This is a genomic window from Streptomyces sp. NPDC001231 (assembly GCF_042896885.1).
GTDB lineage: Bacteria > Actinomycetota > Actinomycetes > Streptomycetales > Streptomycetaceae > Streptomyces.
On record NZ_JBIAXS010000010.1, the window covers coordinates 51,922 to 68,449 of the forward strand.

General features: G+C 70.8%; 14 protein-coding genes. 8 read left to right on the forward strand and 6 right to left on the reverse strand.

Annotated features, from left to right (window positions below; all coding sequences use genetic code 11):
• Positions 1 to 328: 328 nt before the first annotated feature.
• On the reverse strand, positions 329 to 1,141 hold the full coding sequence (locus ACFY3J_RS14315; RefSeq protein WP_390840949.1) for a hypothetical protein: 813 nt from the start codon (positions 1,139 to 1,141) through the stop codon (positions 329 to 331).
• Positions 1,142 to 1,355: 214 nt separating this feature from the next.
• Here ACFY3J_RS14315 and ACFY3J_RS14320 point away from each other — a divergent pair, with 214 nt between their 5' ends.
• The 4 genes from ACFY3J_RS14320 to ACFY3J_RS14335 all read left to right on the forward strand — a co-directional run bounded on the left by ACFY3J_RS14320 (position 1,356) and on the right by ACFY3J_RS14335 (position 4,106).
• A complete protein-coding gene (locus ACFY3J_RS14320) occupies positions 1,356 to 1,730 on the forward strand; it encodes a nuclear transport factor 2 family protein (protein ID WP_384183533.1) in 375 nt (124 codons plus the stop codon).
• A 640-nt stretch (positions 1,731 to 2,370) separates the two neighbouring features.
• Positions 2,371 to 2,631: a hypothetical protein gene (locus tag ACFY3J_RS14325; protein ID WP_253266233.1), complete on the forward strand. Its 261-nt coding sequence runs from the start codon at positions 2,371 to 2,373 to the stop codon at positions 2,629 to 2,631.
• A 484-nt stretch (positions 2,632 to 3,115) separates the two neighbouring features.
• On the forward strand, positions 3,116 to 3,457 hold the full coding sequence (locus tag ACFY3J_RS14330; protein ID WP_390840950.1) for a hypothetical protein: 342 nt from the start codon (positions 3,116 to 3,118) through the stop codon (positions 3,455 to 3,457).
• 232 nt (positions 3,458 to 3,689) lie between these two features.
• Entirely contained in the window at positions 3,690 to 4,106 is a 417-nt protein-coding gene (locus tag ACFY3J_RS14335) for an SsgA family sporulation/cell division regulator (RefSeq protein ID WP_384183527.1), read from the forward strand.
• A 31-nt stretch (positions 4,107 to 4,137) separates the two neighbouring features.
• On the opposite strand, the gene ACFY3J_RS14340 is transcribed toward ACFY3J_RS14335, so the two are convergent.
• The 5 genes from ACFY3J_RS14340 to ACFY3J_RS14360 all read right to left on the reverse strand — a co-directional run bounded on the left by ACFY3J_RS14340 (position 4,138) and on the right by ACFY3J_RS14360 (position 9,223).
• Positions 4,138 to 4,668 carry an adenylate kinase gene (locus ACFY3J_RS14340; protein ID WP_390840952.1) on the reverse strand — a complete coding sequence of 177 codons (531 nt, stop codon included), beginning with the start codon at positions 4,666 to 4,668 and terminating at the stop codon, positions 4,138 to 4,140.
• A 276-nt stretch (positions 4,669 to 4,944) separates the two neighbouring features.
• Entirely contained in the window at positions 4,945 to 6,000 is a 1,056-nt protein-coding gene (locus ACFY3J_RS14345; RefSeq protein ID WP_390840953.1) for an ABC transporter substrate-binding protein, read from the reverse strand.
• A 189-nt stretch (positions 6,001 to 6,189) separates the two neighbouring features.
• On the reverse strand, positions 6,190 to 7,077 hold the full coding sequence (locus ACFY3J_RS14350; protein WP_384183522.1) for an ABC transporter ATP-binding protein: 888 nt from the start codon (positions 7,075 to 7,077) through the stop codon (positions 6,190 to 6,192).
• Positions 7,074 to 8,225, reverse strand: a complete 1,152-nt coding sequence (locus ACFY3J_RS14355) for a FecCD family ABC transporter permease (RefSeq protein WP_390840954.1) — start codon at positions 8,223 to 8,225, stop codon at positions 7,074 to 7,076. The genes ACFY3J_RS14350 and ACFY3J_RS14355 overlap by 4 nt, the downstream gene beginning before the upstream one ends.
• Entirely contained in the window at positions 8,222 to 9,223 is a 1,002-nt protein-coding gene (locus tag ACFY3J_RS14360; RefSeq protein WP_390840955.1) for a FecCD family ABC transporter permease, read from the reverse strand. The genes ACFY3J_RS14355 and ACFY3J_RS14360 overlap by 4 nt, the downstream gene beginning before the upstream one ends.
• A gap of 557 nt (positions 9,224 to 9,780) precedes the next feature.
• Here ACFY3J_RS14360 and pstC point away from each other — a divergent pair.
• The 4 genes from pstC to ACFY3J_RS14380 are packed head-to-tail and all read left to right on the forward strand — an operon-like array spanning position 9,781 to position 16,463.
• Positions 9,781 to 10,662 carry a phosphate ABC transporter permease subunit PstC gene (gene pstC / locus ACFY3J_RS14365; RefSeq protein ID WP_384183513.1) on the forward strand — a complete coding sequence of 294 codons (882 nt, stop codon included), beginning with the start codon at positions 9,781 to 9,783 and terminating at the stop codon, positions 10,660 to 10,662.
• Between the two features lies 1 nt (position 10,663).
• Positions 10,664 to 11,962, forward strand: a complete 1,299-nt coding sequence (pstA, locus tag ACFY3J_RS14370; protein WP_384183510.1) for a phosphate ABC transporter permease PstA — start codon at positions 10,664 to 10,666, stop codon at positions 11,960 to 11,962.
• Positions 11,962 to 13,761, forward strand: coding sequence for a phosphate ABC transporter substrate-binding protein PstS (pstS, locus tag ACFY3J_RS14375; protein ID WP_390840957.1), 1,800 nt, complete (start codon positions 11,962 to 11,964; stop codon positions 13,759 to 13,761). Before pstA ends, pstS begins: the two co-directional genes overlap by 1 nt.
• A gap of 29 nt (positions 13,762 to 13,790) precedes the next feature.
• The gene (locus tag ACFY3J_RS14380; protein ID WP_390840958.1) at positions 13,791 to 16,463 is read left to right on the forward strand and encodes a hypothetical protein; all 2,673 of its coding nucleotides are present in this window, start codon (positions 13,791 to 13,793) and stop codon (positions 16,461 to 16,463) included.
• Positions 16,464 to 16,528: the final 65 nt, after the last annotated feature.

Sequence of the window (16,528 nt, forward strand, 5' to 3'; positions counted from 1 at the left end):
GCCGATGACTCTAACCATGCTGACCTGCGGTTTCTATGCAAAGAGCGGTATCTCGCATCCTGACGACTTCCTGAAAACTGCCTGCCACCCTGTGGCCGTGCCCGATGGCGAGTGCAGGTTGGTCGACGCACGAACGCGTGACACGCGGCCCTCGTCGGCCGCGGGCGTCGGCCGCGGGCGTCGGCCGTGCGTCCGTGCAGGGCTTTTCCGCCGTCCGGGCCGCCCCTTGCTCACTCTTGCCGCTCGACGCAGACCGGAGCTCCCGTGCATCTGAGCACGCGCGGTCCGGTGGCAACCGGCCCCTCGTCCCGGCGCCACCGGAGCGCGCTCAGCGGGCCAGGGACTCCGCGTCGCCCATGACGATCACGGGGTGCCGTGCGGGATCCAGCGCGAGCAGCAACGCTTCCATATGAGCCTTCTCCAGGCTCACACAGGCATGGGTCGGACCGCCGTGGTCCACGTGCAGCCAGATCCCGCCGCCCCTCTCCGCACCGAGGGGCCGGGTCCAATCGAGCGGTGAAGTGCCCGCCTCGCGGTTGTAGTTGATGGCGACGACATAGTCGAAGGAGCCTGCCAGCGGCTCACCCGCGAATCCGGTCCCGCCGATGGTGAAAGCGTTGGAGCGGCTGTACGGAAGCCGGGACCCCGGGTCCGGCAGAAGACCACCGGCATCGGTGAGGCGGAACACCCCGATCGGCGAGCGCAGATCGTTGAGGTGGTGGTCCTCGGTCCAGCCCTTGAGAGCGTTGTGCGCCTCCCAGATGGTCCCGGCCTGCCAGCCGGAGGCGGTGCGGTCGTACAACACCACGGTCGACTCCGGAGAGTTGATGCCGTCCCCGGTGACGAGCACGACCTGCTCGCTCCCCTCGGGAATCGAAGCCGACGTCTGCGGCCCCACGCCGGGCAGTCCGGCGGACGCGGACACGGTTTCCTCGTGCACCGGGGTCGAGGCAGCCGCACTTGCCGGAGCAGACACGACGGCCCGGGGTGAGTGGGCCGGCCTGTTCGCCTCCTTCCCCTCGCCCGCGACGACGACCTGGTCCGTGACGCCCGGGCCACTGGCAGTGCCGCACCCCGACAGCACCGAAACGGCGGCCCCGCAGGCGATGGACAGACGTATGCAGAACACGGGTGAACGCATGGAGTACTCCGTACAGCGAGGACAGCGGAAGCACGGGCGGCTGATCGGCGTCACCCGCGGGCACGGCCTCACCCTGGAGCACACTTTTAAGGATCCCGTCAGACCGCGAACGCGTGCTGCTCCTCACCAACTCGAACTCACGCCGGTCGGCGGACTGTCCCCAAATACCCTCGTGAAAGGTCCCGTTGCGCGAACCAACTGGTATGACTGGTGCATGCACGAAAAGACCGCTGAGTCCGCGATCGATACGTTCATCTCCGCTTTCAACGCCTCGGATGACAGCTATGTGACGGCACTGCTGTCCCAGTCCCTGACCTCGGATGTGATCTTTTGGGGACCGTTGGGACGCAGTGAGGGGATCGAGGCCGTCGAGCGCTTTGTGCTGGACATCCGGCGCCACCCGGCAGGAAGTGGCACGATGGTCCGCTGTTCGGGGGTGGACATGCCGGATGAGTGGGCCCGGTACCGGTGGGTCTTCACCACACCGGACGAGGGCCCTCGCCTGGCGGGGACGGACGTCGTCCACCTGCGGCGGAACCTCATCGATCAGATCGTCGTCTTCGCGGGAGAGATCCAGCCTTCTTCTTGAGCTTCCTTCCAGGCGCCAGGCGCCGCCAGCGCCAGCGGATCTCCCGGCGGCGAGCGTTCAGTTGACGGGTGAGGCGGCGCAGTGCGTGTCGGACGGACCGGTCGCCGACAGCTAGCTGCCTCGGACGACGTGACGCTGTGCGTCTTGCGAGGTACGGATGTTTCGTCGGTATGCGTCGAGTGCCGCGTTTTCCCCCGGCTGGGCTCATGCTGTCACGCGTTGAACATGTCCGAAATGACAGTTACGGGGGCTGTCATTACGTTCATCTCAGGTCGGTCACCCGACCGACGTCCGTGAGACAGAGAGAAGTGACATGCCCACGCGTACCTTTGCTGTGGCCGCTGCCGGCGTAGGCGCGGCGGTCCTTGCAGCCACCGGTATCACCTACGCCGCGACCTCCGGATCCTCTCAGGCGTCCCCGTCTGTCCACCAACCGGCCGCTGCTGTCCACCGGGCGGCCCAGCCTGACCAACGAGCCGCCCAGCCTGACCAACGGGCAGCGCAGCCTGACCAACGGGCCGCCCCTGCCGCGGCTCCCGAGAACGGCGGCGGCAGAGAGGGGGACGGGGGCCGCGACCGCGAGGGCGGCGGACGCGACTTCGGCCGCAAGGAAGGGGGAAGGATCTACTTCAACGACCGCGTGTACTCCGCTGCCGCCGAGGGCTGCATCACTACGGCCAGCGGACTGGGCTCCAGCAGCTTCAACGTTTTCAACGACAGCCGGCGGACCATCGAGGTCTTCCGTGGCTTCACCTGTGACAACGGCGCTCCGGTCGCCACCGTGGGTCCCCACGGCGCCACCAATGGCGTTGTGACCCGCACCGTCCACGGGAGCCTGTTCGGTGACGATGGCGTCGTGGGCAGCTTCCTGGTGCTCGCCGACGACGACGAAGATTGGTGACAGCGCCGCCCGGAGGACAGGAAGGATCCCGGCCCGCCGTAATCGGGCCGACGCTCCCCGAACCGCTCCGGGTCTGACACGAGGCTCCGAGCCATCCCTGGGCCCGGCTTCTTCCAAACACCAGAAAACGGCGCCTGACCTGGTCTTTCGACCGTCAGGCGCCCGCCTCTTGTTCGACCATGCTCACGGCAGGGCCCTGCTTTGCGCTGTGTTCCAACGCGGCCGTGAAATCGGCGAGTTGATGGCCATCAGGTGACACAAGGCGCCGAAGGGAGCGGACCCCTGCCGCCTCCCGGGAACCGGCTCGAAACAGCGGGGGCCATAGGAATATTCCGACGCGACGGCTCCTCGGCGCGTGGTGCACCTCACGCCAGAACTAGTTCATCGTTCAACAAGTCGGGGTTAGGGTCTTCAGTGCCCAGTGAGGCAGATAAGCACCAATTTTCCCGTTCGCATCGTGGAGCGAGGAAAGAGAGGAAACACCATGGCAAGCAGGACTGTTCGTGGGGCTGTCATCGCGATCGCCTCGACCGCCGTCGCGGCAGCCGGGCTTCTCGCCACCGGCGGCTCCGCCTCGGCTGCGACGTACCCGAGCAGCAGCCAGTCGGGTGTCGTCTCGGCCGTCCGCACCTCCGACCACCACAAAGAGGACCGGCACCACCACCACGGCAGCCGCCACTGGGTCCGGCACCACAAGCATGACGGCGACCGGGCTCGGATCGACGAAGTCCGTCGGCAGTGGGTTCTCGACCAGCTCCGCTGGGCCGACGGCCACGGACACACCTACTGGGACAGCCTGAAGCACCACGACGCCTCACACCGCTGAGGACCGCGGTCACCAGGACCGCCACCGTTCGGGCTGCCGTACATCAGTGGGCAAGCAACGCAGCCCGAGCCACCCCGGCCCATTGCGGGCCGGCGTCACAGAACGGCGGGGGCGGCATTCGGGGTCGCTCAAGGGACAGCGGCGGCCATAGGACCGAATGCCTCCCCCGCGCCCCGAGCCAAGGTTCGGCGGCCACCGCCGCCCCTTCCGTCGACCGGACGCACACAGAGCCATGATCACTTGCGTAGACCACACGCTCGGCATGGAGCTCGTGTCGCCCCAGGGCACACGGCTCCCCGTACCGACCCACCTGCTCTACAGGTCGCAGGACCCACTCGTGGTGGAGTTCCTCTTCCAGGGCCTCGCCCCGAGCCCGGTGTCCTGGGTCATCTCACGCGAGCTGCTCGCCCGAGGGATGCTGGCGGCCGACGGAGAGGGCGACGTGAGGGTGTGGCCGACCGGCACCGGCCCGGAAGCCCTCCTGCACATTCTCCTGAGTCCGCCGGGCGGCTCCGCCCACCTCATCGCTCCGCTGCCGACCCTCGCGCACTGGCTGTTCCGCACCTACGAGATGGTGCCGGCCACCCACGAGACTGAGGCCCTGGACCTGGAAAGCCACCTCGACCGGCTTCTGAACGAGTCGCCCTGAAGGTGCCCGCCACGGGAACTCCCGCGACGCCTCATTTCCCGCGCGGGACGGACGCCAGCCAGGCCGCCGTGTCGTTGGGGTGCCCGAAGAGGAGGGTGTCGAGAGGGGCGAAGCGGGAGTCACGGACACGGCGCTCGATCTCACGGCGGCGGGGGCCGTGTTGGGACCACGCCCACCAGGCCGGGTGTTCCCGGCTCAGCCAGTCCCTCCAGGTCTCCCTGTTGCCGCCGAACAGAACCTCGCGTGTGACGGTGCGCCGGAAGGACCGGCGCAGGACGCGGGGCATGATGACGCGTTTGGGATAGTCCAGCCATATCACGGTGTCGGCCCGGTCCCACAGCAGGTCACGGACTTCCGGACAGCCGAGAGAGTCGATGATCCAGCACGGCTCCGCGGTGAGCCGTGAAACGTCCTCGGTCAGCTTGTCGTTGACGGCCCAGTCGGGGCCGTTGAAGTACAGCGCGTCCATCTCGTGGTAGGGCAACCCCAGTCGACGGCTCAGGGCATGGGCGAGCGTGGATTTGCCCGCGCCGGTGACACCCACCACCAAGATCCGTTCCACAGGTGCACTTTATCCCTGCACCCGGCGAGGAACGTCCCTCATGCCCTGTGGCCGATACACGCCAAGACGTAAACCCGTATCAGGACGCACATTGCCTGCCCGTCACCGCGCGCGGCGGCCGCCCGGCGGCGGTCTCGCGCCCATGATCGCCCCGGCCCTGCCGGTCTCCGCGGCCTTGCAGCCACGCCGTCCGCGGCGATCCGGGCGTGTGGCCGGGCCCACCAGTGTGGTGGGCCCGGCCACACGCCGTTCGCCCTCGGCCCTCACGGCCGGGAATTACTTGGTGAGGTGCGACTCCAGGTCGCCGAGTACTTCCTCGGCTGCCGTCACGCCGAGGCCGAGGTACCAGGTCTCGTCCGGGACGTCGTAGGCGTGCCCGGCCTTGACGGCGCCGAGGTTCTTCCAGAGCGGGTTGCTCTGCGCCTTGGACTTGTCGGTCGCCTTCGCGTCGCCGTAGACGCCGGTGAAGATGTAGTCGGCGTCGGCCTGGTCGATGTTCTCGGCGCTGACTTCGGCGGCGAGGTCGTCGATGTCCTGGTTCTTCGGCCGGGGGATGCCGACGTCCTTGAGGATCGTGCCGATGAACGAGGCGTTGGCGTACAGGCGGATGACGCCGTCGGGCAGGTAACGGACCATCGAGACGGTCGGCTTGCCGGCACCGAGCTTCTCGCCGAGGGTCCCGGCCCGCTTCTCGTAGGCGGCGAGCTTCTGCTTCGCCTGCGCGGTCTTGTCGAGCGCGGCGGCGTTGAGCAGGTAGTTCTCCTTCCAGGTGAAGCCAGGACGGAGGGAGAAGACGGTCGGCGCGATCTGTGACAGCTCGTCGTACTTGTCGGCGGCGCGGAGCTGGCTGCCCAGGATGAGGTCGGGCTTGAGCGCGGCGATCGCCTCCAGGTTGAGGTTGTTGATCGTGCCGACGTTCTTCGGGCTGCCCGCGTCCTTCTTCAGGTACGACGGGAGTTCGGGGGATCCCTCGGTGGGCGCGAGGCCGACCGGCTTGACGCCCAGGGAGACGACGTTGTCGAGTTCGCCGACGTCGAGAACCACCACACGCTTGGGCTGGGCCTTCAACTCGGTGCTGCCCATGGCGTGGGTGACGGTGCGGGGCCACTCGCCCGGTGCCGCGTCGGTGCCCATGGCGGCGGTCTTCTTCGCCGCGTCCTTGAACTCCTCACCGCCCTGGGCGACGGACTTCTTGCCGCCCGCCCCGGCCTCGGCCGAGGACTTGCCGCCCGCGTCCTCGCCGCCTGCGGAGGATCCACCGCAGGCCGTCAGGGCGAGGGCGGCGGCGAGAGTGAGGGCTGCGGCGGCGGTGCGGCGGCGTCCGGCGGACATGGGAAGGGCGCTCCGGTCGTGAGAGGGATGGGGACACACGGGAAGCGCCAGGGTCAGGACCCCGGCGCACCCGCAGAGTTTTAGGTAAGGCTTACCTTATGAGATGCCCGTGTGCCTGATACATCCAGAGCGTGTGCTTCCGGTCACATGCCGCCTTGCCGGCTCATGTCCGAAGCGCCTCTTCGCAGGTCACCGGGCTCCATTCCGCGCCGCCGGGACGGTCGCTCCGCCCTTCGTGTCCTCACCCGCGCTCGTGCCGTCCGCCGACCGCGGAGGGCCGGGCACCACCATGGGCCCGCCCGTGACCGGGTCCGCCACGACGACCGACGCGAGCCCGAACACCTCCTGGACCAGCTCGGCGGTGACGATGTCGCCGGGCGGCCCCTGAGCGACGATCCTCCCCGCCCGCATGGCGATCAGATGGTCGGCGTAGCGCGCGGCCTGGTTCAGGTCGTGCAGCACCGCCACCACCGTCCGGCCGCGTTCCCGGTTGAGCTGGCGCACCAGGTCCAGGACCTCCACCTGATGGGCGATGTCCAGGTACGTCGTCGGCTCGTCGAGCAGCAGCAGATCGGTGTCCTGGGCAAGTGCCATGGCGATCCACACCCGTTGGCGCTGCCCGCCCGACAGTTCGTCGACCGGACGCTCGGCGAGATCGGCGGTCCCGGTGCGTTCCATGGCCTGCGAGACGGATGCCTCGTCCGTCTCGGACCACTGCTGCCACCACTTCTGGTGCGGCTGGCGCCCGCGCGCGATCAGGTCCCCGACCGTGATCCCCTCCGGCGGCACCGGGGTCTGCGGCAGCAGCCCGATCACCTGGGCGATCCGCTTGGTGGGCAAGCCGGCCAGTTCGGTTCCGTCGAGCAGGACGGCTCCGCGCCGCGGCTTCAGCAGTCGGCCCAGGGCGCGCAACAGGGTGGACTTGCCGCAGGCGTTGGGGCCCACGATGACGGTGACCCTGCCGTCCGGGACGTCCAGGTCCAGCTCCTCGACGACCGTACGGTCCTCGTAGGCGAGGGTGAGCCCCCGCGCGGCGAGACGGGAGGTCCCGGGGGCGGTGGGATGGTTGCCGGTCACGCGGTTCCTCCGGAACGGCTGCTACGGGTACGGACGATCAGCCACATCAGATAGGGGGCGCCCACCAGGGCGGTGAACACGCCGACCGGAAGCTCCAGCGGCGAGAAGAGCCTGCGGGCCAGCAGATCTCCGACGACCACGATCAGCGCGCCCGTCAGCGCGGAGCACACCAGCGGAATGTGCGGGGCACGGGTGAGCCGGCGGGCGATCTGCGGAGCGAGCAGGGCCACGAAGTCGACAGGCCCCGCCGCACCGGTCGCGACGGACGCCAGCACGACACCGAGGACGCTGAGCCCGACCCGGACGCGGCCGAGCCGGACACCGAGGGCGACGGCCGTGTCGTCGTCGAAGGCCGAGCCGCGCTGCGCGCGGGCCGCCCACAGCAGGAACGGCACCAGCAGCACCAGGACCGTGGCGAGCGGTGCCGCCTGGTCGTAACCGCGGCCGTTGAGCGATCCGGTGAGCCAGACCCTGGCCTGCTGGGCGACCAGATAGTCGCCCTTGGTCACCCACAGCCTGGTCAGCGAACCGAGCGCGACCGAGATGCCGATGCCGATCAGGACGAAGCGGGAGGCGGCCAGCCCGCCCCGCCAGGCGAACAGGTAGACGAGCAGCGCGGCGAGCAGACCGCCCGCCACGGACACGTACGGCAGAACGGTGTACGAGGTGAGGCCGAACGTCATCGCGGCGACCGTCGCCGCACCCGCGCCGTGCGTCACGCCGATGACGTCCGGGCTGGCGAGCGGGTTGCGGGCCATGGTCTGGATCAGCGCGCCGGACAGGCCGAAGGCGATGCCCACCAGCAGCCCGGTCACCAGGCGCGGCAACCGCAGTGTGCCGACCACCAGTCGGTCGGGGCTGGGCAGCCCCAGCAGGACGCGGACCACCTCGCTCGGCGCGACGAACGACTCGCCGACGCACAGCGACGTCACCACGGCACCCGCGAGCAGCACGGTGAGGACGGCACCCACCACCAGGGCCCTGCGGTGCACCAGGAAACTGCCCCGCCCGGCCCGCAGCACGGCATGTCCGGCGGGCCGGCCGGGCGGCCCGCCACCGTTGTCGCCGGTGGCATCGTGTCCGCCGTGCCCCGCGCGCTCCGTCCGCTCCAGGTGCGCCGCGCGCTCCCCGTGACCCGGCCGCGTCATGCCGCCACTGCCTTCCGCCGGACCAGCACGATCAGGAACGGCACACCGGCCAGCGCGGTCATCACGGCCACGGGCACTTCCGCGGGCCGCACCACGATCCGTCCGAGCACGTCCGCCAGCAGCAGCATCACCGGCCCGAGCAGCGCGGCCACCGGCAGCAGCCAGCGGTGGCCCGGTCCGACGAGGGCACGGGCCATGTGCGGCACGGCGAGACCGATGAAGGCGATGGGACCGGCCGCCGCGACCGCGGCGCCGGTCAGAACGGTCGCGCCCAGGGCGCCGGTCGCTCGCAGCAGCGCGACGTTGCGGCCAAGGCCCCGGGCGATGTCGTCGCCGAGCGCGAGGGCGTCGAGGCCGCGTGCCATGGCCAGCACCAGCAGCAGGCCGGCGAGGAGGAACGGCCAGACCTGCCCGGCGATCGTGGCGTCCCGGCCGCTGATCGAACCGACGTCCCAGAACCGGAACTCGTCCAGGGCGCGTGCGTTGGTGGTGAGGACGGCCGAGATCAGCGAGGCGAGGAACGCGTTCATCGCGGCACCCGCCAGCGCCAACTTGACCGGGGACGCCCCGCCTCGTCCGCTGCCGGCGACGGCGTAGATCAGGACCGCCGCGACTCCCGCGCCCACGAACGCGTACCAGACGTACCCGGTCAGGCTGTGCACCCCGAGGAAGGCGATGGCGCAGACGACGCCCATCGACGCCCCCTGGCTGATGCCCAGGATGCCGGGCTCCGCGATGGAGTTCCGGGTGATTCCCTGAAGAACCGTTCCGGCAACGGCGAGCGCGGCCCCGACCATCACCCCGATGACCGTACGCGGCACTCGCAACGACCGTACGACCTGCGCGTCGGCGCTGGTGCCGCCGTGCAGCAGGGCGTCCCAGACCACCGAGGGCGCCACCGGGCGACTGCCCACCGCGAGACTGAGCAGCACCGCCAGCAACAACAGGAGAAGAGTGGTGACCAGCCACCCGAAGCGGCGTCTTGCGACTCCTGACATGAACCCTTCCCCGCATCGCTTAGCTTAGGCTCGCCTAAGCGTACGCGGTGCCCACAACCCGCCCTCGCCCACGTCGGACACGCGGAGGCGGGACAGGCGGGACGCCGCACTCGGCACACACACAAGAGCGGCACAGAAATGGCATGAACCGTTCATTGACCGGCCATGCGAGACGCGTTGGGGCGACAGGATCCGGCCATTGACTTTCCTCGCGCGGGCCGACCGGTCATCGCGCGACGAGATTCGTTTCCACAGTGGGGGGACCACACGTGGTGGCCACGCACCATGGGCTCGGCGGACGGGACGCGGACGGACCCGGCCCGGGCACGGCGGCGTCCGAGGCATCGGAGTCCGACAGACCGGATTCCGACAGAGGGCAGTCCGGCAGTTCGGAGTCCGACAGACCTGACTCCGACAGAACGGAGCCCGGTAGAGGGCAGTCCGGCAGCCCGGAGTCGGGTGCCCCGGCGCCCCGGCGGCCCCGTGCCGCACGCGGGTTCGGTGACCGGGTCTTCCGCTTCCAGCTGACGGCCACCGGAGTCGTCGTCCTCGCCATCATGGCGGCGGTCGGCCTCTTCCTGCTGCTGAGGGCCGGACAGGCGCTGCGCGTCGCCCAGTTCTCGTTCCTCACCACGGCCGCGTGGCAGCCGGACGCCCACAACTTCGGCATCGCGGCCGTGCTCACCGGAACCCTGCTGATCGCCGCCGTCGCGGTGACCATCTCCGTTCCCCTGGCCATCGCGACGGCCCTGTTCATCTCGGATGTGGCGCCGCGGAAGCTGCGCCGCTCCCTGGTCACCATGGTCGACCTGATGGCCGCCGTGCCGTCGGTGGTGTACGGGCTGTGGGGGCTGTTCCTCCTCCAGCAGAACGTGATCGGGCTGTCGCGCTGGCTGTCCGACTGGTTCGGCTGGATCCCCCTCTTCAAGGTGGACGGCACCCAGCCGGGCGACCCGCTCGCCTCCGCCAGCGTCTACACCGCGTCCACCCTTGTCGCCGGCATCGTCGTCGCCCTGATGGTCGCACCGATCCAGTGCTCGGTGATGCGCGAGGTCTTCACCCAGGCGCCGGCCGGTGAACGCGAGGGCGCCTACGCGCTCGGCGCCACCCGCTGGGGGATGATCCGTGCGGTCGTCCTGCCCTACGGCAAGGGCGGCATCATCGGTGGGACGATGCTCGGGCTGGGCCGGGCGCTCGGCGAGACGATCGCGGTCTACATGATCATCTCCCCGGTCTTCGTCATCCAGCCGCACATCCTGCAGACCGGCTCGAACTCGGTCTCCGCGCTGATCGCGCTGCACTACGGCGACGCCTCCCCCTTCGGTATGTCGGCGCTGATGGCGGCGGGCCTGGCGCTGTTCGTACTCACCCTGGCGGTCAACTTCACCGCCTCCACCATCGCGGCCCGCTCCCGTTCCGGCGCACAGAGCGAGGCATGAGATGACCATCGTCCAGGACACCGCCCACGACATCACCGAGGACTCGGCACCCCCCGGCGCTCCCGCGCCCGCCGAACTCCCCGACCAGCCCCGCCGGATCGGCGGCCCGACCCGCTCGGGTGTGCTCGCCCTGTGCGGCGCCGCCCTCGCGGGGCTCTGCACCGCCGTGCTGCTGTTCGGTCAACTCGCCCCGTTCTCCGGCCTGCTGGGGTTCACGGTCACCGCCTACCTCGCCTTCCTCGCCTGCTACGCGGTGCTGACCGGACTGGAGGAGGACGGTCAGGCCGTACGCGACCGCGTGATGACCGTGGTGCTGTGGACAGCGGCCACGCTGCTGTTCCTCGCGCTCGCCCTCGTCGTCGGCTTCACCGCCTGGCGCGGGCACGAGGCGCTGGCGCATCTCAATTTCCTCACCGAGGACATGCAGTCCGCGGGCTCGCTCGACCCGCTCACCATCGGTGGTATCGCCCATGCGATGCTCGGCACCCTCTTCATGATCACCATCGCCCTGGCGATCACCGTGCCGCTGGGCCTGGCCTGCGCGGTCTACCTCAACCAGGTCCCGGGCCGCTTCTCCCGGTTCGTACGAACCATCGTGGAGGCGATGACGGCGCTGCCGTCGATCGTGGCCGGCCTGATGGTGTACGCCATCTGGATCCTCAGCCTCGGCATGGAGAAGTCCGGCCTCGCGGCGGGCTTCGCGATCAGCGTGATGATGCTGCCGATCGTGATCCGTGCGGCGGACGTCGTGCTGCGGCTGGTGCCCGGCACGCTGACCGAGGCGGCCGAGGCGCTGGGCGCTCCGCGGTGGCGCACCGTGTGGCACGTGGTCCTGCCGACCTCGCGCTCCGGCCTCGCCACCGCGGTGATCCTCGGCACGGCCCGCGGTGTCGGTGAGACCTCGCCCGTACTGCTCACCGCCGGCTACAACGCCGCGTTCAACGCCGACCCGCTGCACGGCCCGATGGTCTCGCTGCCGCTTGCCGCCTTCACCTTCGTCAAGCGGCCCGACCCCGCGATGATCGCCCGCGGTTTCGGCGCGGCGGCGGTCCTGATGGCCCTGGTCCTCGTGCTCTTCGCCATCGCCCGGGTGATCGGCGGACGCGGTCCCGGCCAGCTCACCCGCCGCCAGGCCCGCCGCGCGGCCCTCGCCTCGCGCCGTGACGTCGACCGCTTCGCCGAACTGCACGCCCCGGCGCTCTCGCTGTTCGACAGCGTCCCCCAGCCCACCGACCTGTCCGCCACGACTTCCAGGCCCACCACCGAGGACCTGGGACACAAGCCCGGAGAAACCGACTGATGCGCAGTCACCTGCCCCTTCGTCCGCGCCGCCTGCGCGCGCCGGCGATCCTAGGCGCGCTGCTCGCCATGATCGCCGGGCTGCTGGCCGGCCCGCTCGCGGCGACCGCCGCCGCCGAGAGCTACACCCCGATCGCCGGAGCCGGCTCCACCTGGGCCGAGAACGCCGTCGACGAGTGGCGCCGCGCCGTCAACCAGTACGGCATGCGGATCAGCTACGCCGGCACCGGATCCTCCGACGGCCGCCGCCAGTTCCTCAGCGGCACGGTGGACTTCGCGGTCTCCGACATCCCGTTCCAGACCAATCCGACCGACGGCTCCGCCGCCGAACGGCCGGCCGCCGGATCGTACGCCTACATGCCGATCGTGGCCGGTGGCACCGTCTTCATGTACCACCTGACGGTCAACGGCCGGCGGGTCACCAACCTCCGGCTCTCCGGTGACGTGGTCACCAAGATCTTCACCGGCGCCATCAAGTCGTGGGACGACCCGGCGATCAAGGCCGACAACCCCGGTCTTCAGCTGCCGCACCGCCCCGTCGTCCCGGTGGTCCGCTCGGACGGTTCCGGCTCGACGGCCCAGTTCACGCTGTGGATGGCCAACCAGCACAAAGCCCAGTGGCGGGACTACTGCCGCAAGGTCGGACGCTCCGGCGCGTGCGGGCAGACCTCGTACTACCCGACCGTCCCCGGCATGATCGCCCAGTCCGGTGACCTCGGTGTCGCCGCGTACGTGGCCCAGAGCTACGGCGAGGGCGCGATCGGCTACGTCAACTACTCGTACGCGCTCAACGCGCACTACCCGGTCGCCAAGGTCCTCAACCACGCCGGCTACTACACCGAGCCGACCCCGCAGAACGTCGCGGTCTCGCTGCTCCAGGCGAGGATCAACACGAACAAGAGCTCGCCGGACTACCTCACCCAGCAGCTCGAGGGCGTCTACAACGACAGGGACAAGCGCAACTACCCTCTCTCCAGCTACTCGTACATGATCCTGCCGCTGAAGGTGCAGGGCACGTTCACCAAGGAGAAGGGCAAGACGCTCGGCGCGTTCTCCTACTACTTCATGTGCCAGGGCCAGCAGCAGGCACCGCAACTGGGGTACTCGCCACTGCCGATCAACCTCGTCAAGGCGGGCTTCGACCAGATCCGCCGGATCCCCGGCGTGCAAACCCAGAACATCAACATCAAGGGCTGCAACAACCCGACCTTCACGGCCGACGGCCACAACAAGCTCGCCGAGACCGCGCCCTACCCGGCGGAGTGCGACAAGAAGGGCGCCGCGGCCTGCACCACGGGCAGCGGCGGCGCCAAGTCCGGTGGCGGCGCCGGAACTTCCGGTGGTACGTCGGGCGGATCCACCGGCGGCGGCACGAACGGCGGCTCCACCGGCGGAGGTTCCCCCGGCGGCGGCGCGAACGGCGGTTCCACCGGGAGCGGTTCGGCTACCGGCGAAACCTCCAGCGGCGGCTCGGGAGACACGGGCGGCGCCGACGGCACGGGCGGCACCGGACCGGACGGCACCGGACAGCCGTCCGTCGACCCCGACACCGGGCAGACCCTCGCGCCGGGCGGCGCGGCGGGCGGCGGCGCCACGGTCGCCGACGGCACCATCGCCCTGGCCCAGCCGGTCACGGTCGCCGGGCGCCACGGCTGGACCGGTACCCAGACGCTGATGCTGATCACCGCCCTGCTGCTGCTCGGGCTCGTCCTGCTGCCCTCCGTCGTCTCCCGGGCGATCGCCGCCCGCAACGGCGGCCGCGGCGGCCACGACCGGTTCACGGACGGGGGTTCGCGATGAGCCGGGACACACGAGGCAGGACGGCGCGCGTGCGCGGGCTGCTCCTGCGGCTGGTGGCCGGGGCCGCCGTCGGCACCCTCGCGGGCCTCGGCGTGGCCCAGGCCGCCCAGCCCGCGACCGCCGCGAGCGGTACGGCCGGCACCGGCTCCGCCGTCACGGTCTCCGGGCGCGGCGAGTTCAAGGACATGAAGTTCACGGTCGACCAGACCACCCACCTGACCAGCCAGGCGATCACCGTCTCCTGGACCGGCGGCACCCCGACCACGTTCGCGGGCACCCTGTTCAACACCGACTTCGTGCAGATCATGCAGTGCTGGGGCGACGACGACGGCACGGTCCCGGGCAACCCCGGCCCGCCGCGCACCCAGTGCCAGTACGGCGCCTCTCCGACCACCGGCCGGGGCAGCTGGCCGGGCAACGAACGCGACGACACACGCAACGTCACCTACAGCGCCGCCCCCACCAGCTACGGCGAGGACGACCGGTACGGCGCGGGCGGCGCCTTCGGCCAGGGCGAGGTGCCCTTCAAGTCGGTCGACGGCACGATGGTCACCGCCAACACCCAGAACAACCCGTTCTACAACCGCAACACCACCAACGAGGTCGACTTCGCCCGCACCGGCGCCGACGGCACCGGCCGCGAGTACTTCGAGGTGCAGACCGCCAACGAGGCCCCGCACCTGGGCTGCGGTGCCCAGGCCGGAAAGAAGGGTGCCGCCCAGCCGCGCTCCTGCTGGCTGGTGATCGTCCCGCAGGGCCACCTCGACCTCGACGGCGAGCCGTACGCCGACAAGAGCATCGTCAACGCGGGCTCGCCGGTCTCCTCCACCAACTGGAAGAACCGCATCGCCGTCCCGCTCCGCTTCAACCCGGTCGGCAGCGGTTGCGCCCTGGGCTCCGACGAGCGGCCCACCATGGGCAGTGAACTCGTCGCCGACGCCATGACCAGCTGGCAGACGGCCCTGTGCCCGACCGGCACGGTCTACGGCTACACCAAACTCGGTGAGCCCGACGCCCGCACCCGGCTCGCGAACACCGGCTCCGCCGGACTCGCCTTCACCACCCGGGCCCTGGGCGCCGACGAGGGCACCACCGCGCCGTCCGGCACCACGGCCTACGCCCCGGTCGCGCTCTCCGGAGCCGTGATCGGCTTCACCATCGAGCGCAGGCCCAAGGCAGGCGCCCCGGACGACATCCGGAGGCTCGCCGGGACGAAGGTCGAATCCATCGACCTCACACCCCGCCTGGTCGCCAAGCTGCTGACCGAGTCGTACCGCAACTCCCCCTGGGGAGCGGTGCTCGGCGACCAGGTCGCCAAGGGCTACGACTGGGCGAGGAACAACCCGGCGGGCCTCGCGAGCGACCCCGAGTTCATCGCCCTCAACCCGGAGTTCGAGCATCTGTCGGTCTCCGAGACCCCGGCCACCGACACCGACCTGATCACCTCGCTCGGCCACTCGGACACGGCCCGCGCGCTGTGGCAGTGGATCCTGTCCGACCAGGACGCCCGCGGTTTCCTCGCGGGAACGGCCGACGACTGGGGCATGCGGGTCAACCCGTACTACAGCACCGACACGCACCTGAACCCGACGGGCGTGGCCTACGACCCGGCCCGCGCCGACGACTACCCCAAGAGCGACCCCTGGTGCACGATCCCGCCGGGCACCGGCGCCACCGACAAGCAGTGCATGACCGACTTCCACCCGTACGTGTCCGACATGCACGCCGGCGCCCTGCACACCCGTCGCGCCGACACTCTGTGGAAGGCGACCTGGGACGCGCTGGCCAACCCGCCGGGGTACAAGAGCACCGGCCCGCAGACCGTCGGATCACGGTTCGTGATCGCGGTCACCGACGCGGCCTCCGCCGAGCGCTACGGACTGCAGACCGCCCGGCTGCGCAACACCGCCGGCCGCTTCACCGCGCCCACCACGGCATCCCTGACCGCCGCCGCCACGAGCGCCGCAGGCAAGGGGGCGCCGGAGATCAGCCCGGCCCGGGCGACCGCCGAGGGCGCCTACCCGCTCGCCCAGCTGATCTACGGTGCCGCGCGGCCGGGCGAGCTCGACGCCGCCGCCCGCAAGGACTACGCGGCCCTGCTGCGGTACGCGGTGGGCGACGGACAGGTCAGCGGAGCCGACCCGGGCCGGCTCCCGGCCGGTTACGCCCCGCTGTCCAAGGACCTGCGCGCCCGCGCGCTGCAAGCCGCCGACGCGCTCGAGCACTACACCGGGCCCCCGTCCCACGAAGGCGGCTCGGGAAGCGGCTCGACCGGAGGCGGCACCGGCTCCGGCTCCGGGGGCTCCGGCTCGGGTGGCTCCGGCGCTGGTGGTTCCTCGGGCGCCGGGGGCACGTCGGGCGGCGACACGGCCGGGGGCGGCACCGGCTCCGGCGGGGCCGGCCCGGACGGCGGGGACGCCGGCCCCACGCCCAGCGGCGCGCCCTCCTACGACGGCGGCAAGGCCGTCCAGACCACGGCCTTCGGCACCACGCCGGCCGACCCCGCGAACGCGCTGCGCTACGCCGTCCCGGTCGGTGCCGGGCTCGGCGCCGCCGCGGCGGCGGGCGCGCCCTTCGCGGGCGGCAGCAGGCTGCGCCTCCCGCTGCGGGTGCCGCTCCCCGGCGGCCGCGCGGTGACGGTCGTACCGGCGTTCACCCTGCCCGAACGGCTGCGGAGGCTGCTGCCGCCGGGCCGGGGCTGACCCTCCGACCGGAGCCGGGCCCTGCCCGGCTTCCCACAGACGGCCGCCCGCCCCGAAAGGCAGTC